This window comes from Kocuria sp. WN036 (assembly GCF_002287015.1).
In the GTDB taxonomy this organism is placed as follows: domain Bacteria; phylum Actinomycetota; class Actinomycetes; order Actinomycetales; family Micrococcaceae; genus Kocuria; species Kocuria rosea.
In genome coordinates this window covers 1-24,894 of the sequence record NZ_NSKF01000022.1, presented here as the reverse complement: position 1 = coordinate 24,894, position 24,894 = coordinate 1, and the positions used below count along the sequence as shown (strand labels likewise).

At 74.3% G+C, this 24,894-nt stretch carries 15 protein-coding genes and 1 pseudogene; 4 read left to right on the top strand and 12 right to left on the bottom strand.

Annotated features, from left to right (window positions below; translation table 11 throughout):
- Nucleotides 1-3 precede the first annotated feature (3 nt).
- From CK505_RS13460 to nirD, 3 genes are all read right to left on the bottom strand, one after another.
- The gene (locus CK505_RS13460; RefSeq protein WP_095651386.1) at nucleotides 4-1,269 is read right to left on the bottom strand and encodes a heparan-alpha-glucosaminide N-acetyltransferase domain-containing protein; all 1,266 of its coding nucleotides are present in this window, start codon (nucleotides 1,267-1,269) and stop codon (nucleotides 4-6) included.
- A gap of 203 nt (nucleotides 1,270-1,472) precedes the next feature.
- Entirely contained in the window at nucleotides 1,473-2,510 is a 1,038-nt protein-coding gene (locus CK505_RS13455; RefSeq protein WP_017834219.1) for a hypothetical protein, read from the bottom strand.
- Nucleotides 2,511-2,558: 48 nt separating this feature from the next.
- The gene (gene nirD, locus CK505_RS13450) at nucleotides 2,559-2,960 is read right to left on the bottom strand and encodes a nitrite reductase small subunit NirD (RefSeq protein WP_095651385.1); all 402 of its coding nucleotides are present in this window, start codon (nucleotides 2,958-2,960) and stop codon (nucleotides 2,559-2,561) included.
- A gap of 227 nt (nucleotides 2,961-3,187) precedes the next feature.
- On the opposite strand from nirD, the gene nirB reads away from it, so the two are divergent.
- Nucleotides 3,188-5,806, top strand: coding sequence for a nitrite reductase large subunit NirB (nirB, locus tag CK505_RS13445; RefSeq protein ID WP_095651384.1), 2,619 nt, complete (start codon nucleotides 3,188-3,190; stop codon nucleotides 5,804-5,806).
- Between the two features lie 82 nt (nucleotides 5,807-5,888).
- Here the strand turns inward: nirB and CK505_RS13440 are convergent, their stop codons facing one another.
- On the bottom strand, nucleotides 5,889-7,079 hold the full coding sequence (locus CK505_RS13440; RefSeq protein WP_095651383.1) for a heparan-alpha-glucosaminide N-acetyltransferase domain-containing protein: 1,191 nt from the start codon (nucleotides 7,077-7,079) through the stop codon (nucleotides 5,889-5,891).
- Nucleotides 7,080-7,358: 279 nt separating this feature from the next.
- Here CK505_RS13440 and CK505_RS13435 point away from each other — a divergent pair, with 279 nt between their 5' ends.
- Nucleotides 7,359-8,510 (top strand): uroporphyrinogen-III synthase, encoded by a 1,152-nt coding sequence (locus tag CK505_RS13435; RefSeq protein WP_095651382.1) that lies wholly within the window; start codon nucleotides 7,359-7,361, stop codon nucleotides 8,508-8,510.
- On the opposite strand, the gene CK505_RS19015 is transcribed toward CK505_RS13435, so the two are convergent.
- The 7 genes from CK505_RS19015 to CK505_RS13400 all read right to left on the bottom strand — a co-directional run bounded on the left by CK505_RS19015 (nucleotide 8,492) and on the right by CK505_RS13400 (nucleotide 22,074).
- On the bottom strand, nucleotides 8,492-9,715 hold the full coding sequence (locus CK505_RS19015) for a heparan-alpha-glucosaminide N-acetyltransferase domain-containing protein (RefSeq protein ID WP_095651381.1): 1,224 nt from the start codon (nucleotides 9,713-9,715) through the stop codon (nucleotides 8,492-8,494). The two genes, CK505_RS13435 and CK505_RS19015, sit on opposite strands and share 19 nt — an antisense overlap.
- 165 nt (nucleotides 9,716-9,880) lie before the next feature.
- Nucleotides 9,881-11,482, bottom strand: coding sequence for an FAD-dependent oxidoreductase (locus CK505_RS13425; RefSeq protein ID WP_255250959.1), 1,602 nt, complete (start codon nucleotides 11,480-11,482; stop codon nucleotides 9,881-9,883).
- Entirely contained in the window at nucleotides 11,479-13,632 is a 2,154-nt protein-coding gene (locus tag CK505_RS13420; RefSeq protein WP_095651380.1) for a molybdopterin oxidoreductase family protein, read from the bottom strand. The genes CK505_RS13425 and CK505_RS13420 overlap by 4 nt, the downstream gene beginning before the upstream one ends.
- 47 nt (nucleotides 13,633-13,679) lie before the next feature.
- The gene (locus CK505_RS13415) at nucleotides 13,680-15,077 is read right to left on the bottom strand and encodes an MFS transporter (protein WP_255250961.1); all 1,398 of its coding nucleotides are present in this window, start codon (nucleotides 15,075-15,077) and stop codon (nucleotides 13,680-13,682) included.
- 340 nt (nucleotides 15,078-15,417) lie between these two features.
- Nucleotides 15,418-16,638 (bottom strand): heparan-alpha-glucosaminide N-acetyltransferase domain-containing protein, encoded by a 1,221-nt coding sequence (locus CK505_RS13410; RefSeq protein WP_095651378.1) that lies wholly within the window; start codon nucleotides 16,636-16,638, stop codon nucleotides 15,418-15,420.
- Nucleotides 16,628-20,692: a Pls/PosA family non-ribosomal peptide synthetase gene (locus CK505_RS13405; RefSeq protein ID WP_369680090.1), complete on the bottom strand. Its 4,065-nt coding sequence runs from the start codon at nucleotides 20,690-20,692 to the stop codon at nucleotides 16,628-16,630. Before CK505_RS13405 ends, CK505_RS13410 begins: the two co-directional genes overlap by 11 nt.
- Before the next feature lie 341 nt (nucleotides 20,693-21,033).
- Entirely contained in the window at nucleotides 21,034-22,074 is a 1,041-nt protein-coding gene (locus tag CK505_RS13400; RefSeq protein ID WP_255250958.1) for a hypothetical protein, read from the bottom strand.
- Nucleotides 22,075-22,274: 200 nt separating this feature from the next.
- On the opposite strand from CK505_RS13400, the gene CK505_RS13395 reads away from it, so the two are divergent.
- Nucleotides 22,275-23,729, top strand: coding sequence for an amino acid permease (locus tag CK505_RS13395; RefSeq protein WP_255250960.1), 1,455 nt, complete (start codon nucleotides 22,275-22,277; stop codon nucleotides 23,727-23,729).
- 117 nt (nucleotides 23,730-23,846) lie between these two features.
- Here the strand turns inward: CK505_RS13395 and CK505_RS13390 are convergent, their stop codons facing one another.
- On the bottom strand, nucleotides 23,847-24,569 hold the full coding sequence (locus CK505_RS13390) for a sirohydrochlorin chelatase (protein WP_095651375.1): 723 nt from the start codon (nucleotides 24,567-24,569) through the stop codon (nucleotides 23,847-23,849).
- A gap of 143 nt (nucleotides 24,570-24,712) precedes the next feature.
- Here CK505_RS13390 and CK505_RS13385 point away from each other — a divergent pair.
- Nucleotides 24,713-24,894: pseudogene (locus tag CK505_RS13385) on the top strand (uroporphyrinogen-III C-methyltransferase); the annotation flags it as partial.

The window sequence follows — 24,894 nt, the reverse complement described above, 5'->3', positions numbered from 1 at the left end:
GGCTCAGGTGGCCGGCGGCCGGACCCCGTCCCCGCCCCGGGCGAGGACCCGGCGCGAGACGGCCTTGGTCGACCGGGTGACCACCTTCTCCAGCGGGCCCTGGCCCAGGGCCCGCCGCCACAGCAGGGCGAACACCGTGAACACCACGATCTGGCCGGCGGTCCACGCGGCGGGCGCGAGGTCGTAGTACTCGGGCCAGAGGATGAGCAGGTGGGCCGTGTAGAGCGTGAACGTCATCGCGCCCGCCGCGGCGAGCGGCGCGAGGACCCTGCCGGCCACGCGCTCCAGGAGCAGGCAGATGCCGAGGACGGACAGTGCAAAGCCCACGTTGAGCACCAGGAAGAACGGCGTGTTCGTGTGCGGGGTCGAGATCAGCAGCCACCACAGGGTGTCGGTGGGCAGCGTGGGGTCCCCGCCGAAGACGAGCACCTCGTCGATCTCCGACTCGTCCATCCAGGGCGTGCCCTCGGCGATGGCCTCGTAGCCGCCGAGCACCCGCAGCGCGAGGGCGGAGGACGACCACGCGAGCAGCGCGACCGCCGCCCCGACCGTCACGAGCAGGGTCTGCACCTTGCGGCTGGTGAGGTCCGTGCGTCCCACGGCGAGTCCGGCCAGCAGGAACGCCATCCAGGGCAGCGCGGGGTAGACGCCGGTCAGGAGCAGCTGGGAGAGCACGGTGCCCGGGTCGACGACCAGGTCCACGAGGCTCGGGTTCTCGTACTCGAGGCCGGGCAGCACGTCGACGGACCACTGCATGAGGAAGGGCGCGACGAGCGCGAAGAGCGCGGCGCACACCAGGAGGGACCGGGTCCGCAGGCGCAGGAAGGGCACGGCGAGCAGGAAGAGCATCCCGTAGTAGATGAGGATGTTGCTCACCGGCAGCTCGAGGAAGCCGAGGAGGAAGCCGACCAGGGCAATCAGCCCAGCCCGTGCGGCCAGGGCCCACCGGGAGGCCGTCATCCGCAGTCCCGTGCGAGGGGTGCGCCCACCGGAGGCGAAGGCCAGGCTCACCCCCGCCAGGGTGGCGAAGAGCGCGGCCGAGTGGCCGGCGAACAGGGTCCAGGACAGGTTCGCCTCGCCCGTCTGCTCGTCCCACGAGGGCAGCGTGTGCACGGCGACCATGCCGAACAGGGCCAAGCCGCGGGCGGCGTCGACGCCGGTGAGCCGGCGGGTCGTCCGGGGGGCCCCGGCGGCGTCGCGCCCGGGTCCTTCCGTCGGGACACCGGTGGCGGTGGCCGTCCCGGCCGGCGGCGTGCGTTCTGCGGACATGCGGTTCCCCCACGGATCGATCGGTTCGGGCACCCGTGCCGGTCCCGGCCCCGTCCGCGCCCCCCGGCACGGCGCCCGGCGCCCGCCCGCCCGTCGTGGACGACGGGCTCGCGGCGCACTGGTGCACGCCTGAGCTTACTAGAGCAAACGCGGAGCGGATCCCCGGCCGGGGAAAAACCCAGGACCCCCCGGCGAGGGGCACGTCAGGACTGCTCCTGGGAGCCCTCCTCGGCGGCGTTCAGCGCACGCTGGAGGATGCGGGCGTACGGCAGCCCGAAGTGGTCCACGCCGTCCCGGTACCGGATGCGGGCGCGCTCGAAGCCCTGCTCCTCGTACCAGTGGTGCCCGTCCCACGCCGCGGACACGGCGTCGAACTCTGCCTGCGGGTCGGTCCCGTCGTCCTCCGTGCCCACGTCCCAGCGCAGGCGCAGCTCCTGCAGCTGCTCGGAGGTGGGCTCCGCGGAGGGCCGGTCCGGGGCCTGTCCGCCGCCCATCATGATCGCGCCGCCGCCCGGGACGAGGTCCACGTGGTCCGCCAGCAGCTCCTGGCTGATGAACTGGGCCCCGCCGGAGTACCCGGTCAGCCAGGTGCGGGAGCGGTCGATGTCGTACTCGGGCTCGAGCCGCTCCTCGACGAGCGAGAGGAACCACTGCGCGTTGAGGTCCCGCTCCTCCCACCAGGTGATCTCCCCCGCACGATCGGGGGTCCGCGGGACCACCAGCAGCATGTTGTGCTCCCGCGCGACCTCCGCCAGGCAGGAAGCGGTGTACTGGGGGCTCTCGTACTCGAAGGCGCCGTCCCCGTGGAAGTGGTACACGACGCCCACCGGCCGGTCCCAGTCCAGGTCCTCGGCGAAGACGTGGTAGGAGCTGGTGATCCCGTCGTGCTCGTGCTCGAGCTGGAAGCGGTCCTCCCGCTCCTCCCCCGGGCCGAACACGCGCGCGTCCAGCACGGCCCCGTCCGTGGGCCCGCCGGGGCCGCGGGCCGTGACCCGGACGCCGTCGAGTCCGTAGCGGGCGCACGAGACCGTCTCGGGGGCCTCGGCCTCCGGGGTCTCCTCGTCCCGGCCGACCAGGAGCGCCACGGTCGTGACGAGCAGGAGCACCAGCGCCAGGGCGCCGGCCCCGAGCAGGCGCAGCCGCCGCCGGGCACCCCGGGACGTCGCACCGCGGTGGCGGTGCCGGTGCGGCAGCCAGGACCAGGGCCACCGGGGACCGCTCCGAGGGTGTTGTCGTGTCACCCGGTCATCTTACGAAGGAGTACCTGGGAGAACCCCGACGACGTGCCGTCAGCGGGGCAGCCCGACGAGCACCCGCCCGTCGCGCACTTCGGCCGGGTGCACCGGCAGGGCGGGGCCGTCCCCGGTGAGGCACAGCCCGGTCGCGAGGTCGTAGACCTCCTTGTGCAGCGGCGAGGCAACCGTGACGGCCGAGCCGCGGGAGCCGAGGATGCCTCGCGCCATGACGCAGGCCCCGGTGCGGGGATCGCGGTGGTCGGCCGCGAGCACCGTGGTGGCGTCCACCCGGTACAGCGCCACCTGGCGGCCCGCCACCCGGGCGGCCTCGCCCCACAGCGGCTCGAGGTCCGTCAGGGCGCACACGTCGTGCCACTCGGTGCCGGCGGCACGGCTCGCCGCGTCCACCGCGGTCACGGTCGTAGTCGCGGTCGTGGTCGGGGTGAGGGTCGTCATGAGGGGCCTCCTGCGGCTCGGCGGAACGTCGTGCTCGACGTTAGGCGGGGCGGATGACGGGTGCGCTCCAGGGCCGTTTCGCCCCGGTCAAAGCCCGCTCACACGGAGCCGGGGCCCCGGTGAGGGAAGCGAAAAGCGACCGGAACGGCGGGGCAACGGCGGGGCAATCCCGTCTCCCTAGAGTCGGGGGCAACGCCCCAGCCGCCCGCCAGCTCCCGGAGGTCCCCGTGCCGCGCTCCCCCTTCTCCCCGCAGTCCCCCCAGCACGTCGTCGTGGTCGGCGGCGGCCCCGCCGCCCACCGCTTCGCGGAGGCGGTGCTGTCCGCGGAGGACCACCACGTGCGCCTCACCGTGTTCGCCGACGAGCCGTGGGTCCCCTACGACCGCGTCCAGCTGTCCAAGGCGCTGACGGGCCCCGCGGGCGCGGTCGACCTCACCCTGGGCGGGGGCACGGTGTGGCAGGACCCGCGGGTGGACCTGCGCCAGGGCGTGAAGGCCCGGGAGATCGACCCCGCGGCCCGCACGGTCGCCGCGGCGGACGGGACCGTGACCGGCTACGACGAGCTCGTCCTCGCCACCGGCTCCGACGCCGCGCGCCTGGACGTCCCCGGCGCCCACCACGCCTTCGTCTACCGCACCCTCGACGACGTCGCGGCCATCCGCGCCGAGGTCGAGCGGCTGCGCGCCCGCTACGGGCGCACCCCGCGCGGCGTGGTCATCGGCGGTGGTCTGCTGGGCCTCGAGGCCGCGGGCGGGCTCCAGGAGCTCGGCGCGGAGGCCACGGTGGTGCACTCCCGCAAGTGGCTGATGAACGCGCAGCTCGACGAGGGCGCCGGCCGCTCCCTCAACGCCCTCATCACCGCGCGCGGCGTGCGCCTGCACCTGGGCGAGCGCCCCTCCGGCGTGGGGCTGCGCAAGTCCGACGGCGAGGTGTGCGCCGTCGAGTTCCGGGACTCCGCCGACCTCGAGGCGGACCTGGTCATCGTGGCCACCGGCATCCGGGCGCGGGACCGGCTGGCCTTCAACGCGGGCGTCGCGACGGCCCCGCGCGGCGGCGTGGTCATCGACGAGGCCTGCCGCACCTCCGCGGAGCACGTGTGGGCGATCGGCGAGGTCGCCTCCTGGAACGGGGAGTGCCTGGGGCTCGTGGCCCCCGCGAACACCATGGCGGAGATCGTCGCCGACCGGCTGGCCGGCGGGCGCTCCACGTTCGACGGCTTCGACACCGCGACCAAGCTCAAGCTCTCCGGCGTGGACGTGGCGTCCTTCGGCGACGCCTACGGCGAGACCGAGGACTGCCTCGAGGTCGTCTACGCGGACCCCGCCCGCGGGATGTACCAGAAGGTCGTGGTCACCCAGGACGCGCGGACCCTGCTGGGCGGGGTGTTCGTGGGGGACGCCGAGCCGTACAACGCCCTGCGCCCGCTGCTGGGCCGGGAGCTGCCCGGTGAGCCCGGCGCCTACCTCTCCGCCTCCGGCGTGGACGCCCCGGCCGGGGACCTGCCCGACGACGCCGTGATCTGCTCCTGCAACAACGTCACCACCGGGGCCGTGCGGGAGCAGATCTCCTGCGGCGTGCACGAGATCGGCGAGCTCAAGAAGTGCTCCCGGGCCGGCACGCAGTGCGGGTCCTGCGTCCCGATGCTCAAGAAGACCCTGGACCTGGAGCTGGCGAAGGCCGGCGTGGAGGTCTCCAGGGCGCTGTGCGAGCACTTCGAGCTCTCCCGCGCCGAGCTCTTCGAGGCCGTGCGCGCCCTGGACCTGTCCTCCTGGGACGAGGTCGTGGCCCGCTTCGGCACCGGCCTGGGCTGCGACATCTGCAAGCCCGTGGTCGCCTCCGTGCTCGCCTCTCAGCGGGACGAGTACGTGCTCGACTCCGGCCGGGGCGCCCTGCAGGACACCAACGACCGGGCGCTGGCCAACATGCAGAAGGACGGCACGTACTCCGTGGTCCCGCGCGTGCCCGCCGGGGAGATCACCCCGGAGAAGCTCATCGTGCTCGGCGAGGTGGCCCGGAAGTACGGGCTCTACACCAAGATCACCGGGGCCCTGCGCGTGGACATGTTCGGGGCCCGGCTCGAGCAGCTGCCGGAGATCTGGCGGGAGCTCGTGGACGCCGGCTTCGAGTCCGGGCAGGCCTACGGCAAGGCGCTGCGCAACGTGAAGTCCTGCGTGGGCTCCACGTGGTGCCGCTACGGGGTGCAGGACTCCGTGGGCATGGCCGTGCGGCTGGAGCTGCGCTACCGGGGGCTGCGCTCCCCCCACAAGTTCAAGATGGGCGTCTCGGGCTGCGCCCGCGAGTGCGCCGAGGCCCGCGGCAAGGACGTGGGCATCATCTCCACGACCGACGGCTGGAACCTCTACACCGGCGGCAACGGCGGCGCGAACCCCGCCCATGCCCAGCTGCTGGCCCAGGGCCTGGACGACGAGACCCTGGTCCGGTACATCGACCGGTACCTCATGTACTACATCCGCACCGCGGACCGGATGCAGCGCACGGCCCGGTGGCAGGAGGAGCTCGAGGGCGGGATCGACCACGCGCGCGCCGTCGTCGTCGAGGACTCCCTGGGCATCGGCGAGGAGCTCGAGGCCGCGATGGCCCGGCACGTGGACCGCTACGAGGACGAGTGGGCCGCGACGCTGAAGGACCCCGAGCGGCTGCGCCGCTTCCGCTCCTTCGTCAACGACGCCGCCCCGGACGACTCCCAGGACTACGTGCTCGAGCGCGGTCAGCGCCGCCCCGCGACCGACGCCGAGCGCGCCGCCGCCGAGGCCGGCGACGGCCCCGTGCTGCTGACCGGTCCGCGGATCCCGGTGCGCGAGGGCGCTGCGATCCCCGGAATCTGACGCGGCCCGGGACCGCCGACGGGATGCGCCCGGCTCGAGCTCCCGGCCGGGACCGGACCGGAGGGGCCCGCGGCGCCTGAGGTCACGTCAGGTGGAGCCGGCGGTGCCGGTGGAGCACGGTACGGCGGCCGGCGTCCCCGACGGCGTCGAGGACCCGCTCCAACGGCCCCCGGCCCAGCGCCCGGCGCCAGCCGACGGCCAGCAGGACCGCCGCCCCCAGGTGGGCGACGGACCAGAGGACGGGGAGGTCGTACCGGACCTCGACGGACAGCGCCACCAGGTGGGCGGTGTACACGCTCAGGGCCGTCGCGCCCACGGCCGACAGCCGCAGCAGCCACGCCCCGGACCTGCGGGAGACCAGCAGGCAGCCCGCCAGCACCAGCAGTGCCACGCCCAGGCCGGCGGCGATCGCCCACACCCCGTCGACGGGCCACGGGTCCGGGCCCCGCACCAGCACCTCGGCCAGCTCGTCCGCGCCCGTCCCGCCGGTCGTCGGCGCCCGGTCGTGACCGCCGACGACGTACGGTCCGAAGGGGTCGGCGGTCCGGGCGAGGACGACCAGGCCCGCCCCCGCCGCCAGCAGACGGATCTGGATCCCCGTGTCGCGCAGGTTGATCCGCCCCACCCCCAGCCCGACCAGCAGACAGCTCAGGTACGGCAGGGCCGGGTAGGTGCCGGTCACCAGCAGCCGGGAGACCGTCCCGCCCGGCTCCGCCGGCACGTCGGCGAACGCGGGGTGGGCGGAGGCGGGTGCCGGGAGGACGTCTGTCACGCCCTGCACCAGCAGCGGGCCCACCATCCAGAGCACCGCCGCGCAGACGAACAGCGCCGTCGCGGACAGGCGCAGGAACGGGACGGCCAGCACGAAGAGCACCCCGCAGCAGACCAGGAGGTCGTCCGCCGGGGCGTCCCCGGGCATCAGCGCCCCGATTCCCAGTCCCACCACGGCGATCAGCACCGCCCGCACGGCCAGCCCCACCCGATCGGCGGCCAGCCATCTGCCCTGGTGCGGGAACCGTCCCCCGGACCCGAGCGCCAGTCCCACCCCGGCCAGCAGGATGAACAGTGCCGCCGAGCTCTGCGAGAGGAGGGTGTGCGGCCAGGCCGGCGCCTGGGTCGGGGCGTGGTGGCCGGGCAGGACCTGCACCGCCATCAGCCCGATCAGCGCCAGCCCGCGGGCCGCGTCGAGGCCCGTCCACCATGCCGGGGACCTGCGGGCCCCGCCCGTGGCCGCGGCCGGGGCGAAACGCTCCGTTCCGGACGTCCACCTCATGACTCCCCCGTCCTCGCGGGCCCGCCCCGGCACTGCCAGGGCTCGGGCCGCATCCGAGGTCCCAGTGCTCCGGGACCTTTCCGGACCCAGGATCTCTGCCGCACGTGGCGCTCCCGTTGCGCACACCTCACGATTCCGTGAAGTCTGCAGGCCCCGCCGTGCCCGTCAGCGGGACGTCCGGCACGCCGCGGTTCCCCGCACCGCGTCCGTGGGGCAGGCGGTGCGGAATCGGAAACCTGGGGTAACACCGTGGTCACAGGACCGACCTACGCTCGGGGCATGACCGCCGCACCCACCGCCCCAGCACCCGGTGACCACGGCGCGCCCGGCGCGCTCGGCGCGCTCGGGGAACTGACCGGGTTCCGCGTCGGCGTGACGGCCCATCGCCGCGCCACGGACTTCATCGCCGCCCTGGAGCGCCGCGGCGCGCAGGTGGTGCACGCGCCCGCCCTGATGATCTCCCCCGTGGCCGAGGACACCCGGGTGGTCGAGGACACGCGCACGCTGCTCGCCCACCGGCCCGGGATCATCGTGGTGACCACCGCCTACGGGCTGCGCCGGTGGTTCGAGGCCGCGGACGCCGCGGGTCTCGGGGAGGACCTGCGGGACGCCTTCCGGGCCGCCCGGGTGCTCACCCGCGGGGCGAAGGCCCGGGGCCAGGTGCTCTCCCTGGAGCTCGAGGACGCGGAGGTCTCCGAGGACGAGCGGACCTCGTCGGTGGTCGACCGGCTCCTGGCCGACGGTGTGGCCGGCGCCCGCGTGGCCGTCCAGCTGCACGGGCTGACGGACCAGGTCCAGCTGGAGCGGCTCGTGGCCGCCGGGGCGCAGGTGGACACGGTCTCCCCCTACCGGTGGCTCTCCGCCGACGACGGCGAGCGCCTGCCCGGCCTGATCCGCGACGTGTGCGAGCGCCGCCTGGACGTGCTGACCTTCACCGCTGCCCCGGCCGTGGACTCCTTGTTCAGCACCGCCCAGGAGATGGGCCGCTACGAGGACCTCGTGGACGCCCTGCGCACGGACGTCACGGCCGCCGCGGTGGGACCCGTGTGCGCCGGGCCCCTGCTGGAGGTCGGGGTGGAGCCGCTCGTGCCGGAGCGCTACCGGCTGGGGGCCCTGGTCCGGGCGGTGTGCACCCACGCGGTCGAGGAGCGCACCCTGGTGGTGCCCACTCGGCACGGGACGCTGCGGCTGATGAGCACCGGCGCCGCTCTGGAGGGCGTGTTCGTCCCGCTCTCCGACGCCCAGGTCGCGGTGCTGCGGGCGCTCGCGGCGCACCCCGGGGCGGTGGTCTCCCGGGGGCAGCTGCTGTCCGCGGTGCCGGGCCTGGAGACCGAGCACGCCCTGGAGATGGTGATCTCCCGGCTGCGCCGGATCCTGCCCGCTCCCCTGGTCGCCACCGTGATCAAGCGCGGCTACCGGCTGGACCCCTGAGCCACGGCCCGGCGGACCGGCCGGACCACCGCGTTCATGGCCCGCTCCAGCGGGCCCCGCCCGAAGGCCCGCTGCCAGGCGAGGGCGAACAGCACGGAGAGCACCAGGCTCGCGATCAGCCAGAGCAGGGGCGCGGTGTGGAAGAGCTCGAAGGACAGGAACACGAGGTGCGCCGTGTACAGGGTGAGGCTCATGGCGCCCACGGCCGTCACGGGCAGCAGCCAGGCGCTGTGCCGGCGGGCCAGGAGCAGGCAGGTGCCGACGACGGCCAGGCTCACCCCGAGGCTCCACGCCACGGAGAACGGGGTGTTGACGTCCGGGGTGGTGAGCACGAGCCACCACGGCGTGGTCGTCGGCAGCGTGTCCTCGGGGCCGTAGGTCAGCAGGCTCTCGAGCTGCGCCACGGTGAGGTCCGGGTCGCTGAACAGCAGCTTCGTGTAGACGTCCCCGGCGTAGAGCAGCTGCCGCGAGACCAGCTTTGCGGTCACCGCCAGGACCGTGCCCACCACGACCAGCCGGACCTGGACCTCCCGGCGGCGGAGGTTGAGCCGGCCGATGGCCAGGCCCGCCAGCAGGTAGGCCAGGTACGGCAGGGCGGGATAGGTCCCCGTCAGGAGCAGCTGGCCGAGCACCGCGAGCGGCTCGGTGACCAGGGTGACGAAGGTCGGGTTGTAGGAGGAGAAGCCCGGCAGCGCGTCCCCGGCGAAGTGGAGCAGCAGCGGGCCGGCCACCAGGGCGGCGCCCGCGCCGAGGAACAGGGCCCGCGGCCCGAGCCCCAGGAAGGGCAGGGCGAGCAGGAAGTACGCGGCGAAGTAGATCAGGATGTTGTAGGCCGGGGGCTCCGGCGGCATGAGGTGGCCGATGACCAGCCCCAGGATCAGCAGCAGCAGCGCGCGCACCGCGATGCCGGCCCGGGCGGCCGTCATCGCGCGGCCGCGGAGCGGGCGGCGCCCGCCGGAGGTGAGCGCCAGCCCCGTGCCGGCCAGCAGGGCGAACAGAGCCGGGGAGTCGCCGGGGAACAGGATCCACGTCACCGTGGGCCGGCCCGTGGCGGCGTAGGACACGGGCAGGATGTGCACGCACATGATGGCCACGAGCGCCAGCCCGCGGGCCGCGTCGAGGCCCACCAGGCGCCTCGAGGGCCGCCGTGCGGTGCCGCGGGACGCGGCCGCCGCGGGCCGGTGCTCGGTGGGGCGCTCCCTCATGGGTGGTCGTCCTGTTCGTCGGTGCAGGCCCGCGCGGGCGGGCGGCGGGCGCGACCATCTTCGCACCCCGGGGCACCCCGACCAATCGTGACGGGCCGGTGACCCTGTCCACCCTTGTGCGAGAGCACACGCCGGTGCGGTGGCCTCCGGCGGCACGGGGACCCCTCACGCCGCGGCGACGTGCTCCTCGACGAGCCGGCGCACCGTGTCCGCGCAGCCCCCGCAGCCGGTCGAGGCGCGGGTGGCGCAGCTGACCTCCTCGAGGGTGGCGGCGCCCTGCCCCACGGCGTCGGTGATCCGGCCCATCGTGACGCCGGCGCAGTGGCAGACCGTGGACTCGGGCGTCAGCCGGGTCTCCTGCTGCGCCCCGGCGTCCGGGCCGTCGAGGCGCAGCAGGACGCCGGGGTCCTCGGGCACGGGCTCGCCGCGGTCGTGGAGGAGCCCGATCTCGGCGGCGGCGCGGGGCAGGCCGAGCACGATGTAGCCCTCGAGCGTGCGGTCGGGGCGCAGCACGAGCTGGGCGTAGGTCCCGGCCGAACCGTCCGCCCACTGCACCACGGTCCCGCCGTCCGGGCGGGGCTCCCAGGGCAGGCCCCCGACCGTCCCGGCGCAGGCGAGCTCCACCTGGTGGGCCTTGAGCCGCACCGCGCCGGCGGGACCGGTGGTGAGGGGGGCGAGCACGGCCGTCCCGCCCTCGGCCACGGCGTCCAGTTCGGCCCGGATCCGGGCGGCCAGCCACTCGGCCTGCCGCCAGCCGGGACCGATCAGGCCGGACGGGCCCATGCCGTCCCGGCCGGGGCAGACCCGGCAGGACGGGTCCTTGCACAGCACCTCGGCGCAGTCCCCCACCGCGAAGACCCGCTGCTCCACGTCGGCCTCGAGCTCGTGGTTGACCACGATCCCGCGGGCCGTGCGCAGCCCGGCGCCCTCGGCGAGCTCCGTGCGCGCCGTGACGCCGATCGACAGCAGCAGCAGCTCGCCCGGCAGGGTCCGGCCGTCCTCGAGCACGAGCCCCCGGAAGGCCCGGTCCTCGTCGAGGGAGACCTCGCGCGCCTGCGCGCCGGAGACCACCTCCACGCCGGCGTCGGCGAGCGCGCGGCCCAGCAGCGCGCCGCCGGGGGCGTCGAGGGAGCGGGTCAGCACCCACGCCGCGTGGTGGACCACGGTGACCGGGCACCCGGCCTCGCTCGCCGCGAGCGCGGCCTCGAGCCCGAGCACGCCGCCGCCCAGGACCACCACGCGGCCCCGCCGTTCGACGACGGCGCGCACGGCCCGGGCGTCGCGCAGGTCGCGCAGCGCCGTGACCCGGGCGGGCAGGTGCTCGTAGGCGCCGGGGTCCGGGTTGATCCCGCGCAGCACGGGCAGGTTCGGGCGGGCCCCGGTGGCCAGGACCAGGCGGTCGTAGCGGAGCTCCCGGGTCTCCCCCGTCGGCCCGTCGGTGAGCCGCAGGACCCGGCGGGAGCGGTCGATCCGGGTGACCTGCGTGCCGAGCAGCACGTCGATCCCGGAGCGGGCCAGGAGTTCGGGGTCGGCCAGGGCCATCGTGGCGCGCTCGGTGCGGCCCATGGCGTGCTCGCCGATGAGCACCCGGTTGTAGGCGGGGTCGGTCTCCCCGCCGATCACGGTGAGGCGGATCGTGCCCGCGGCGGCGAGGTCGGCGACGTCGTCGACGAAGCGGGCGGCCACGGGGCCGAAGCCGATGACGACGACGTGCTCGCCGGGCCGCATCGGGGTGCCGTGGGCACGGGTGGGGCGGTGCACGGTCATCGGGTCGTCTCCTCGGCGTCGATCGCCCGGACGGTCACGGAGCCGGCCTTGAACTCGGGCATGGCCGAGACCGGGTCCACGGCCGTCGAGGAGACGAGCCGGTTGGCGGTCTGGGTCCCGGCGTAGTGGAAGGGCAGGAACACCGTGTCCGGGCGGATGTCGGTGCTCAGTTCGGCGCGGGCCACGGCCCGGCCGCGGGCGCTGGTCAGCTCCACCGCGGCGCCGTCGCAGATCCCGTGGGCGGCGGCGGTCGCGGGGTGGATCTGCAGCCGCGCCGCGGGGCGGGCCGCGTGCAGCGAGGGCACGCGGCGGGTCTGGTTGCCGGACTGGTAGTGCTCCAGGTAGCGGCCGGTGGTCAGGGTGAGGGTCCCCGCGGTGTGCAGGGGCTCCCGCCGGTGCCCGTGCGGGCTCGGGTCCACGGCCCGGCCGGCGGCGCGCGGGCGGACCGGGACGAGCACGGCCCGTCCGTCCGGGTGGCCGAAGCGGTCGAGGAAGACCCGCGGCGTGCCCGCGGACGCCCCGGCGGGGTGCGGCCACCAGCAGGCCTCGCCCGCGTCCAGGGCGGCCCAGCCGATCCCCGAGTAGTCGGCCTTCCCGCCGGCCGAGGCCCGGCGCAGCTCCTCGAACACCTCCTCCGGGTCGGGGCTGAACGTGCCGGGGGCCTCGAGCCGCCGGGCGAGCTCGGCCATGATCCACAGCTCGTCCCGCGCCCCGGGCGGCGGGTCGAGCGCGCGGCGGCGGCGCAGCACCCGGCCCTCGAGGTTGGTCATGGTGCCCTCCTCCTCGGCCCACTGCAGCACCGGCAGGACGAGGTCGGCGAACTCGGCGGTCTCGGAGAAGAAGAAGTCGCAGACCACCAGGAAGTCCAGGGCCTGCAGCCCGCGGACCACGGCGTCGGTGTCCGGGGCGCCGATCACCACGTTGGAGCCGTTGACCCACAGGCAGCGGACGCCGCCGGTGGTGCCGAGGGTGGTCAGCATCTCCGCGGCCGGGATCCCGGGGCCGGGCAGCCCGGCGGGGTCCACGCCCCACACCCCGGCCACGTGCGCGCGGGCGGCGGGGTCCGTGATGCTGCGGTAGCCGGGCAGCTGGTCGGCCTTCTGGCCGTGCTCCCGGCCGCCCTGCCCGTTGCCCTGCCCGGTGAGGGTGCCCCAGCCGGAGCCCTCGCGCCCGGGCAGGCCGAGGAGCAGGGCCAGGTTGATCGCGGCGGTCGCGGTGTCGGTGCCGTCGACGTGCTGCTCCACCCCGCGCCCGGTCAGCACGTAGGTCCCCTTCCGTGCCCGGGCCAGCAGGCGGGCGGCCCGGCGGATCCGCTCCGCCGGGACGCCGGTGACCTGCTCGACCCGCTCGGGCCACCACGCGCTGACGCTCGTCGTGAAGGCCTCCGAGCCGGTGGTGCGCCGCTCGAGGTACTCCCGGTCGGCGAGGCCCTCGTGCAGGACCACGTGGGCCAGCCCCAGCAGCAGCACGAGGTCGGAGCCGGGGGTGGGCTGCAGGTGCAGTCCGCCGTCGTCGTCGGTCATCCGGGCCGTGGCGGAACGGCGGGGGTCGACGACGACGAGGCCCCCGTGCTGGCGGGCGTGCTGCAGGTGCTGGACGAACGGGGGCATGGTCTCGGCGGGGTTCGTGCCCAGCAGCAGGACGGTGTGGGCGTCGTCGAGGTCGGTCACGGGGAACGGCAGGCCCCGGTCCATCCCCAGCGACCGGTTGGCGGCGGCCGCGGCGGAGGACATGCAGAACCGGCCGTTGTAGTCGATCCGCGAGGTCCGCAGGGCCACCCGCGCGAACTTCCCCAGCTGGTAGGCCTTCTCGTTGGTCAGCGACCCGCCGCCGAAGATCCCCACCCCGTCCCGGCCGTGCCGCTCCTGGGCGGCCCGGAGCTCCGCGGCCATCCGGTCCAGGGCCGCGGCCCAGGACACCTCCTGGAAGACGCCGTCCGCCCCGCGCAGCAGCGGTGCGGTGAGCCGTGCGGGGTCGGCGAGCAGCTCCGCCGACGTCCAGCCCTTCCGGCACATCCCGCCCCGGTTGGTGGGGAACTGCCGGGCGGCGACCTCCGGGTAGCCCTGCGCCGCGGCGGCCGCCGAACCGGTGTCCAGGGTCATGGCGCACTGGAGGGCGCAGTACGGGCAGTGGGTGGCCGTGGTGCTCATGCGGGCGGTTCCTCCTGGGGTCGGCGGGACGGGGCGGGGCTGCGGGCTCAGATGTGGCTGTCGCCCATCTCCGTGCCCCGGCGGAGGTAGCAGCACCAGGTGACCGCGAGCGCCACCACGTAGAAGGCCACGAAGCCGTAGAACGCCGCGCTGTAGGCCCCGGTGGTGCTGTTCGAGAGGTTCAGCGCCTGCGGGATCAGGAAGCCGCCGTACGCGCCGACCGCACCGATCAGCCCGAGGGCGGCCGAGGCCTTGCGCTCGGTGGAGACCGCCGCGTCCTGCTGCTGCCGCAGTCCCAGCACCCGGTAGATCGAGGGGATCATCCGGTAGGTGGAGCCGTTGCCCATGCCCGCCGCGGTGAACAGCAGCAGGAACAGGCCGAGGAACAGCCAGAAGTTGGCCAGCGGCAGGGTGAGCACCACGGCGAGCGCGAGCAGCGCCATCACGGCGAACACGGCGACCGTCATGGGGGCGCCGCCGAAGCGGTCCGCGAGCCGGCCGCCGTAGGGGCGGGAGACCGAGCCGACCAGGGGGCCGAGGAACGCCAGGGACAGCGCCGCGGCGCCCACGCCGAAGGACGAGAACTCCGGGAAGGTGTCGGCGATCAGCTTGGGGAACACGCTGGAGAAGCCGATGAAGGAGCCGAAGGTGCCCACGTAGAGGAAGGACATGATCCAGAAGTGCGGCTCCCGGACCGTGGCCAGGGACCCCGCGACGTCCCCCTTGGCGTGGGAGAGGTTGTGCATGTGCTTCCGGGCGCCCCACGCCGCGAGCAGGATGAACGGCACCCAGATCCACCCGGCCAGCGGGAGGTCCAGGGCCCCGGCCGCGAGAACGGTGACCGCGATCGGGACGAGCAGCTGGGCCACGGCCGTGCCGAGGTTGCCGCCGGCGGCGTTGAGCCCCAGCGCCCACCCCTTCTCCCGCACGGGGTAGAAGAAGGTGATGTTGGCCATCGAGGAGGCGAAGTTGCCGCCGCCGAAGCCGGCCGTGGCCGCCAGGAGCAGCATGACCGCGAACGGCGTCTCCGGGTTGCCGACAGCCAGGGCCAGGCCCACCGTGGGGACCAGCAGCAGCAGGGCCGAGACGATGGTCCAGTTCCGGCCGCCGAACCGGCCCACCATGAACGTGTACGGGATGCGCAGCGTGGCGCCCACCAGGGACGGGATGGAGATCAGCCAGAAGATCTGGGAGTCGCTGAAGGCGAAGCCCGCCGCCGGCAGGTAGATCACCGTGATGGCCCACAGCTGCCAGACGGCGAAGCCGAGGAACTCCGCGAAGACGGACCACTTGAGGTTGGTGCGCGCGATCGGGCGGCCGGTGGACTCCCAGAAGTCGGGGTCCTCGGGGCGGTAGCCGTCCAGCCAGCGGCCGGGCCGCTCCCGCAGGGCGAGCGGCGGGGGCGCCGGGGTGCCGGTTGCCGTGGTGGCCGGGTCGGGATGCAGTTCTGAGCTCACGGGTGACCTCCTGGGCGAGCGGGGCGGAGCACGGCGACGGCGGCGTGCGGTGCTCCCACGCTACGAACCCCGTGTTTCGGTCCCCGACGGCGGGAGTAACACCTCGATGCACTTCCACTCACAGCACCGGGACGCCCGTGTGAGGTCCCCGGGCGCCCTCATGCGCCCCGTGCCACGCCGAGTCCCCAGCCCCCGGCCCTCTCACGCACCGAGTCCCCCATGTGTGCGCGTTTCCCCAGGATCGAACTGGGGATCTGCGCACGCATGGGGGACTCGACGGTCACGGCTGGGCCGCGGGGCCGGCGCCGCGAGGGGCCGGGGTCACAGGTCAGCGGGCGGCGACGCTCCCGGCGATGCGCTTCGAGGTGCGGGCCACCAGCTTCTCGAGCGGGCCCTGGCCCACGGCGCGCTGCCACGCGACGGCCAGGAGGCCGAACACGGCAACCTGCATCCAGAACCAGAACCCGGGGTGCAGCTCGTAGACCCCGGTGCCGAGGAACAGCAGGTGCAGGGTGTAGAGCGTGAACGTCATGGACCCGGCGGCCGCCAGCGGCGTGAGCGCCTTGCCGATGAGCCGGGCCAGGAGCAGGAACGCTCCGAGGGCGAACGCGGCCATGCCGAGGCTCAGGAGCAGCGCCACGGGCGTGTTGCTGTGCGGGGCGGGCACCATGAGCCACCACAGGGTGGTGGTCGGCAGGGACGGGTCCGGGCCGAAGACGAGGATCTCGTCGATCTGCTCCTCGGTCAGCCACGGGGTGGCCTCCCAGATCCGGTCGTAGACGCCGAGGGCCAGCAGCGCCCCCATGGACACCGTCCAGGAGAGCAGGGCCAGCGCCGCGCCGGCGCCCACGAGCCACAGCTGCACCCGCCGGCTCGTGAGGTTCATCCGGCCCAGGGCGATCCCCGCGCACAGGTAGGCCATGTACGGCAGCGCCGGGTAGGTGCCCGTCAGCAGCAGCTGGGAGAGCACGGTGACCGGGTCGGTGACCAGGTTCCACAGGGTGGGGTTGCCGTACACGTGGGCGGGCAGGACGTCCACGGCCCACTGCATGAGGAACGGGGCCAGCGCGGTGAACGCCGCCGCGCTGATCAGCAGGTGCCGGATGCGCAGGCCCAGGAACGGGATGGCGAGCAGGAAGAACATCCCGTAGTAGATGAGGATGTTGTCCACCGGCAGGGCCACGAAGCCCACGAGGAACCCGACGAGGGCGATCACCGCGGCGCGGCCCACCAGTCCCGCCCGGTCTCCGGCCAGCCGCCGGCCCGTGTGCGGGGTGCGCCCGCCGGAGAGGAAGGCGAGGCTCACCCCGGCGAGGGTCGCGAAGAGGGCGGCCGAGTGCCCGGCGAACAGGGACCAGCTCAGGGAGGCGCGCTCGTTCTCCGCGTCCCAGAACGGCAGGGTGTGCACGGCGACCATCCCGAGCAGGGCGAAGCCGCGGGCGGCGTCCACGCCGACCAGCCGCCGCCGGGTGCGCCGCCCGGAGGCGCCGGGGACGTTGAGCACCGCGGTGCCCCCGCCGCGCGTGGCGGCCGCGTGCTCAGCGCTCACGGGTGGCACCTCCGGCGGGAAGGGCCTCGGCGTGCAGCGGGCGGATCGGGTTGCCGCCCCAGGTGCTGCCGGCGGGCACGGTCTCCTGGGCCATGACCAGGGAGCCGGGGCCCACCGTGGCGCCGGCCTCCACGGTGCTGCCGGGCAGGACGAAGCTGTTGGGCCCCAGGGTGGAGCCCGCCTCCATCGACACCGGCTGCAGCCGCATGATGCGGTCGTGGAACAGGTGGGTCTGGAGCACGGTCCCGCGGTTGACGGACACGCCGCGGCCCAGGTGCACCAGGTCGAACTCGGGCAGCCACCAGGTCTCGCACCACACGCCGCGCTCGATCTTCGCGCCCATGAGCCGGGCCCAGGCGTTGAACACCGGGGAGCCGACGGCCAGCCGGATCAGGCCGGGCACGGCCAGGGACTCCGCGAAGGTGTCGGCGAGCTCGTTGCGCCACACGAAGGAGCTGAACAGCGGGCGCTCGCCCTCGCGGAAGCGGCCCATGAGGGCCCACTTGACCAGCACGGGGATGAGGGCGGCCACCACGCCGGCGGCGAGCACCACGGGCGTGGCCCACAGCAGCGCCGAGACGATGCCGTCGAGGCCTCCCCCGGCCCGCATGTACACGGTGGTGAGCACGAAGACGATCGCCAGGTCGATCCACGCGGTGACCATGAAGGGCACGGCGCGCAGGGACTCGACGAGCGTGCGGGCCACGACCAGGCGCCGGCGGGGCCGGTAGGTGACGGCCTCGTCCGCGGTGTCGGTGACGCGGCTGATCGGCTCCGGCAGCCGGCCCAGCCAGGAGGTGCCGCGCTCGGCGTCGGCCGGGGCGGAGGAGAGCACGGCGACCAGGGAGTCGTCGGGGACGTCCCGGTCCGGGCCCACGATCGCGGAGTTGCCCACGAAGGAGCGTTCCCCCACGGTCGAGGGGCCCACGTGGATCCAGCCGAAGCCGGTCCGGGCGGAGCTGACCATCGAGTGGTCGGCCATGAAGGAGCCGGACTCGAAGGTGGTGAGGTGCGGCAGGGTCTCCACGGTGGAGATCTCCACTTGGCTGCCCACCCGGGCGCCCAGCAGCCGCAGGAAGAACGGCGTGGCGATCGAGGCGTAGACCGGGTAGGTGGAGACGAGGCTCTTCTGCAGCAGCACGCTTGTGAGCCACACGGCCCAGCCCACGGTCCCGTCGGCGGGGTGGTGTCCGGGACGGATCAGCAGGGCGAGCGCGCGCACGACCAGCACGAGCAGGGCGAGGTAGACGAGGACCGTGAGCACGGCGAAGACGGGCACCCACAGGGCCATGACGGGGAAGACCAGCTCGTAGAGCTCGAGCCCGCGCACCTGGGTGAAGACGATCAGCGCGCCGGGGACCACGGCCAGCACGGGCAGGATGCCGACCGTGCCGAGGCCCAGGGCGTACAGCAGCCCGGTGAGGAACCGGTTGCTGCGGCCGGGGGCCCACTCGAGCCAGGACTCCCCGGCGGGGCCGAGGTCCACGAGCGGGGAGCCGCCCTGCAGGCGGCCGGCGGGGACGGTGCCGGTGACGTGGGAGCCGGGGTCGACCTCCGCGCCGGCCTCGACCACCGCGCCCGGGCTCAGGAGCGTGCGGGTGCCGACCCGGGCGTTCTCGCCCACGGTCACGCCGCCGAGGTGGAAGACATCGCCCTCGAGCCAGTAGCCGGAGAGGTCGACCTCGTGCTCGATCGCGGCGCCGTCGCCGATGCGGGCCATGCCGCTGACGGGGGGCATCGTGTCGAGGTGGGCGTGGCGGCCCACCCGGTTGCCGAGCAGGCGGAAGAACAGCACCATCACGGGGGCGCCCATGAGGGGCTCGAACTTGTTGAAGATCAGCACCCGCTCGGCCATCCAGACCCGCAGGTGGGTCCAGGAGCCGCGGGCGTGGGCGCCGGGGCGCAGCCGGAAGGTCAGCAGCCGGATGAACAGCGCGGTGAGCACCAGCCGGCCGGGCAGCGCGAAGAGCACGAGCCAGCCGAGAACCAGGGGCAGCAGCGGCGGGTTCGGGACCCAGCCCGCACCGAGCACGTTGAAGAGCAGCCACACGACGATCGAGGCGCCCAGGACGTAGCGCAGCCCCGAGACGGCGTAGAGGGCCGTGAGGAAGGGGACCTGCACGAGGCCGTTCCAGCGGGGGACGTCCGCCACCCGGCGCTCGCGCGCGGCGTCCTGGGCGACGACGTCGACGGGCGCCAGCGTGGTCAGGTACTCGTGCATGCCGGCGAGCGTGGGGTGCCGGTAGATCTCGGCGATCGCGGCGTCCGGGTACGTGCGGCGGATCTCGGAGACGAGCTTGGCCACCGCCACGGACGTGCCGCCGAGGACGAAGAAGTCGCTGTCCTCGTCGATGGGCAGGGGGCCGAGCTGGTCCGCCCACAGGGCGGCGAGCCACTCGAGCTCGGCGTCGATCTGCGAGGCCGCCGCGGCGGTGCCGGCGGAGGGCAGCGGCCAGGGCAGGGCCTTGCGGTCCACCTTGCCGGAGGTCTTCAGGGGCAGCTCGTCCATCAGGGTCAGCGCGGGCACCATCTGGCCCGGCAGCCGGTCGGCGAGCAGACGGCGGGCGTCGGCGAGGTCCACCGAGCCCGGGGCCTCGGCCACGAGGTAGCCCACGAGGACCTGGTTGCCGGCCGGGGTGGTGTGCACGGCGGCGGCGCCGGCCTGCACGCCGGGCAGCCGCGACATCTGCTCGTCGATCTCGCCCATCTCCACGCGCCGGCCGGAGATCTTGACCTGGTCGTCGGCGCGGCCCACGAAGACGATGCCCTCGGGGTCGGCGCGCACGAGGTCCCCGGAGCGGTAGGCCCGCTCCCAGCCCAGGGTGTCCATGGGCGCGAACTTCTCGGCGTCCTTGGCGGGGTCCAGGTAGCGGCCCAGCCCCACGCCGCCGATGATCAGCTCGCCCTCCTCGCCCCACCGGACGGGGTTGCCGGAGGTGTCGACGATCGCCAGCTCCCACCCGGGCAGCGGCAGGCCGATGCGCACCGGCGGCTCGCCGGTGAGCACGGCGCCGGTCGCGATGACCGTGGCCTCGGTGGGGCCGTAGGTGTTCCAGACCTCGCGGCCGGGGTGCACCAGGCGGGCGGCGAGCTCGTTCGGGCACGCCTCCCCGCCGAAGATGAGCAGGCGGATGCGGCTCAGCGCCTCGGCCGGCCACATCGAAGCGAGCGTCGGCACCGTGGAGACGGCGGTGATGTCCCGCTCGACGAGCCACGGGCCGAGGTCGGTGCCCGAGCGCACCACGGCGCGGGGGGCGGGGACCAGGGCGGCGCCGGAGCGCCAGGCCAGCCACATCTCCTCGCACGAGGCGTCGAAGGCCACGGAGAGCCCCGCCATCACGCGGTCGCCCGGGCCCAGGGGGCGCCTGGGCAGGTAGAGCTCGGCCTCGGCGTCCACGAGGGCGGCGGCCGAGAGATGGCTGATCGCCACGCCCTTGGGCTTGCCGGTGGACCCGGAGGTGAAGATGATCCAGGCGTCGTCGCCCGTGCCGGGCTGCTGGCAGTCGGCGCCCGCGCGGACGCCGGTGCGGGGCCGGAGGGACAGGTCCGCGCCGTAGACGGCGCACACCGAGGCCTCCTCCCAGACCGTGTTCGCCCGCTCGTCCGGGTCGTCGAAGTCGACGGGGACGTAGGCGGCGCCGGCGAAGATCGTGCCGAGGACGGCCACGTAGAGGTCCACGGTCCCGGAGGGGACGCGGATGCCCACGCGGTCCCCGCGGCCGATGTCGAGGTCCCACAGGCGCTGGGCCTGGGCCTCGACGCGCTCGAGGAACTCGGCGTAGCTGAGCACGGTGGTCCCGTCGTCGAGGGCCACCGCGTCCGGGTGGCGCGAGACGGTGTCCATGACGATGTCCACGAGCGTGCGCGGGGCCGGCGCGGGCGAGACGGGGAAGACGGCCCGGCCCGGGACCTGCGGCATGGGCTGCGTGTGCAGGGCGCGGTCGAGGACCTCGCCGTCCTCCATCGGGTCCTGCTCCGGGTAGCGGTCCTCGAGCAGGTGCCGACCGCCTCCCTGGCGTGTCGAGCCGCTGCGCGTGGTTGGGCGCACTGTCATTGAATCCCCCATCGACTTCACTGCCGCTGCGGATCTGCACAGCGGCCGGTGCCGACAGGAAGGACGGGCCCAGGGACCGGACGGACCGGACGGAAGGCACCCGGGAGCACGCGCGCCGGATCAGCGCGGTGCCGTGAGTGAGTGTTCGGCCGTGATGCCCCCGCATCGGCCTTCCCCCTGAGCCGGCTCCCCTGCCAGCTTTGCTTACTGCACCGTACGGTCGGTGCTATTGCATATGCAAGCCGAACGGGGTGTCGCGGCGCCGTCCCGGAGCCCCCGCCTCGGCCACTGCGCCGCGCCATTCCGCCGATCTCCCACTGACCTGGGATGACGACGAGAGATCAGTCACGTCCGTCTGCCGCGGGCCCCCTCGGTGGCTCTGCCGAGGGGGCGGGCGAGAGCTCCGCCGAGCGCTCTTCCGGGGACTCCCCCGCGGTCATCGCGGCGTCGAGGACCCGGGCCTCGGGCAGCTCGAAGTGGTCCACGCCCTCGCGGTAGCGCACGCTGGTCCGCGCCCAGCCGGCGTCCTCGTACCAGGCGTGCCCGGCGGCCGCCGCGGAGAGCGCGTCGAACGGGGCGTAGGGGTCCGTGCCGTCGTCCTCGAGGCCTACGTCCCAGTGCAGGACGACCTGCTCGAGCTGCTCCTGAGTCGGCTCCGAGGTCCCGGTGGACGGCGCCCCGCCGCCGCCGGAGAGCACCGCGCCGCCGCCGCGCAGGAAGTCCGCGCGGTCGGCCAGCAGCTCGTAGCTGATGAACTCGGCGCCCCCGGAGTAGCCGTGCAGCCACATGCGGGAGCGGTCGAGGTCGTACTCGGCGAAGATCCGCTGCTCGGCCAGGGCCAGGAACCACTCGGCGTTGCCGTCGAGGTCCTCCCACCAGGTGGGCTCGCCCTGCCGGTCCGGGGTGCGGGGGGCCACGAGCACCGCGTTGTGCGAGCGCGCCACCTCCGCGAGGCAGGAGACCTTGTGCCCCGGGTGCTCGTACTCGTAGGCCCCGTCCCCGTGCAGGCGGAAGACCACACCCACGGGCTCGCTCCAGTCGATGCCGTCGGCGAAGACGTGGTAGCTGCTCGTCGTGCCGTCGTGCTCGAAGGCGACGTCGAGCCGGTCCGCGGTCCCCTCCGCCCAGCGCAGTCCGCCGGAGAGCACCGGGCCGGTGCTGAGCGGGCGGGCTCCGCCGCGCGGGGCGGTGCTCACGTCCTCGAGGCCGTAGGGGGCGCAGGAGACCTGCTCGTCCGGCCCCGGGGCCGTCGTCCACGCCCACCGGGCGGCGAGCGTCGCGGCGACCAGGGCCAGGAGGGCGCCGGTGAGAATGGCCACATCCACGATCCGGCGGGATCCGCGGCGCGGCGCGGCCTGGCCCGGATCCGGATGCGTTTTCACCCGTCCATCCTAGGGGCATGCACCGGCGGCGGCCTCCCGCCGAATTTCGGTTTCGCAATCGTTCCCCCATAATCGGCCAGGACCGTTCGGGGGGACGGCGCCCCCCACTTCCTCCTTCCGTGGTCCGTCCACCGCAGCAGAGGAGAAGATTCCGCGTGACCATCACCGCACGCTCGCAGGCCGAGCAGAGCGCTCCTGAGATCCAGGAGCAGCCGCCGGCCCAGGACAGGCTGCGCCGCAGCCTCAAGCCCCGTCACCTGACCATGATCGCGATGGGCGGGGCCATCGGCACCGGCCTGTTCGTGGCCTCGGGCAACACCATCGCCACCGCCGGGCCGGGAGGGGCGCTCCTGGCCTACGTGGTCATCGGCTTCATGGTCTTCCTGCTCATGCAGAGCCTCGGCGAGATGGCCACCTACCTGCCGGTCTCGGGCGCCTTCGAGGAGTACTCGACCCGCTTCGTGAGCCCGTCCTTCGGCTTCGCCATCGGTTGGAACTACTGGTACAACTGGGCGATCACCGTGGCCGCCGAGCTCGTGGCCGCCGCGCTGATCATGCGCTACTGGTTCCCCGACTCGCCCTCCTGGATCTGGTCCGGGGCCTTCCTGGCGATCCTGTTCGCCCTCAACGCCCTGAGCGCCCGGGCCTACGGCGAGAGCGAGTTCTGGTTCTCCCTCGTCAAGGTCGTCACGATCGTGCTCTTCCTAGGGCTCGGCATCCTGATGATCGTCGGCATCCTGGGCGGCGAGTCGCCCGGCTTCGAGAATTGGACCACCGGGGAGGCGCCCTTCGTGGGCGGCGGCCTCGGCATCCTGGCGATCTTCATGGTGGCCGGCTTCTCCTTCCAGGGCACCGAGCTCGTGGGCGTGGCCGCCGGTGAGGCGGAGAACCCCGAGAAGAACGTCCCGCGCGCCATCCGCACCGTGTTCGTGCGCATCCTGCTCTTCTACGTGGGCGCGATCACCGTGATCGGCTTCCTCATCCCCTACACCAGCCCGAACCTGCTCACGAACGGCGTCGAGGACATCTCGATCTCCCCGTTCACCCTGGTCTTCCAGAACGCGGGCGTGCTGGCGGCGGCCTCGGTGATGAACGCGGTGATCCTCACCGCCATCCTCTCGGCCGGCAACTCCGGGCTCTACGCCTCCACCCGCATGCTCTGGGCACTGGCCGACAGCGGCAAGGCCCCGCGCTTCCTGGCCAAGGTGAACCGCCGCGGCGTGCCCATGAACGCGCTCATCGCCACCACCCTGGTGGGCGGGGCGTCCTTCCTCACCACCTTCATCGGGGACGGGGACGCCTACGTGTGGCTGGTCAGCGCCTCGGGGCTGGCCGGGTTCATCGTGTGGATGGGCATCGCGTGGAGCCACTACCGCTTCCGCAAGGCGTACACCGTCCAGGGCCACGACCTGGCCGACCTCCCCTACCGGGCACGGTTCTTCCCGCTCGGGCCCCTGGTGGCGCTCGTGCTGTGCGCCGTGGTGATCCTCGGGCAGAACTACCAGGCCTTCATCGGCGACATGGACCTCATGGCCGCCCTGACCGCCTACATCGGCCTGCCGCTGTTCCTGGCCCTGTGGTTCGGGCACAAGCTGGTCACCGGCTCCAAGATGGTCCGCTACGAGGACGCCGACCTCACCCGCCCCCGCGACTGACCCTCGCCCCGCCCCACTTCCGCCGAGTCCCCCATGGCGTCGCAGTTCCCCCCGCTCGATCGAGGGGAACTGCGACATCATGGGGGACTCGACATTTCAGGAGGGCGAGCCAAGGGCTCAGGGCACTGAGCGGTAGCGAGCAACGACCACGTCCACCAGTTCGGCGGGGACCTCTCCCTCCGGCACGGCCAGGGGGTCGGAGTCCACGTCCGCGCCGGCCTTCCGGGAGAGGTCCAGGAAGTAGCCGGGCGCCAGGAGGTAGTTGGCGACGACGACGCGCCCCCCGTCCGCCAGGCCGGCCCGGGCGTCAGCCACCGCCTCGGCCACGCGCGGGCGCGCGGCGGCCAGGTAGGACACGGTCACGGGCCGGCCCAGCTCCTCGGCCAGCAGGTCCGCCACCGCGGCGCAGTCCACCACCGCGCGGCGGTCCGAAGACCCGGCGGTGGCGAGCACCACGGCGTCGTGCTCCGCCAGCGGGGCCCCGGCGGACGTGCAGGCCTCGTGCACCCGCCGGGCGAGCAGCCGGGCGAGCGCCCGGTCCGGGCCCAGGGCGGCCGAGACCCGGTGGAGGTCGTCGGCGGCGACCGCCTCGGCCACGTCCACGTAGACGTGGTAGCCGGCCGAGAGCAGCAGCGGCACCACCACCGCGGGGCGCCCGGCGTACTGCTCGGTGCGCTCGGCCAGGTCGGGGGTCTGCACGTCCACCCACGTGGGCACCACCTCGACGCCCGGCAGCTCGGCGGCCACGGCGTCCACGAGGCGCTGCACGGCGGTGCGCCCGGACGGAGAGCTGGTGCCGTGGGCGCAGGCGAGCAGGACGGGGGCGTCGGAGGTCGTCATGGATCCCAGCCTACGAAACACGGCCCGCAGCGGTCGCCGGCGTCACGCGACGTCACGGGGGCAACCGTGCTGTAACACGCGTGCCGCATCCTGGTAGTGGCGGCCGGCCCGCCACGACCCCCGCTCTCCCCCTGGAGGACCGCATGCTGTTGACCGCCGACCTCACCGGAGTCCCGGTGCTCGTCCTCGGCGCCCCGGACGACGCCCGCCGCGCCCGGCGCCGCTACGAGGCGGCCGGCGCCGCCGTCCGTGCCGTGGCCGAGCCCGCGCTGCTCGGCCCGGCGGACCTCGCGGGCGTCGCGCTCGCCGTGGTCGTGGGCCCGGC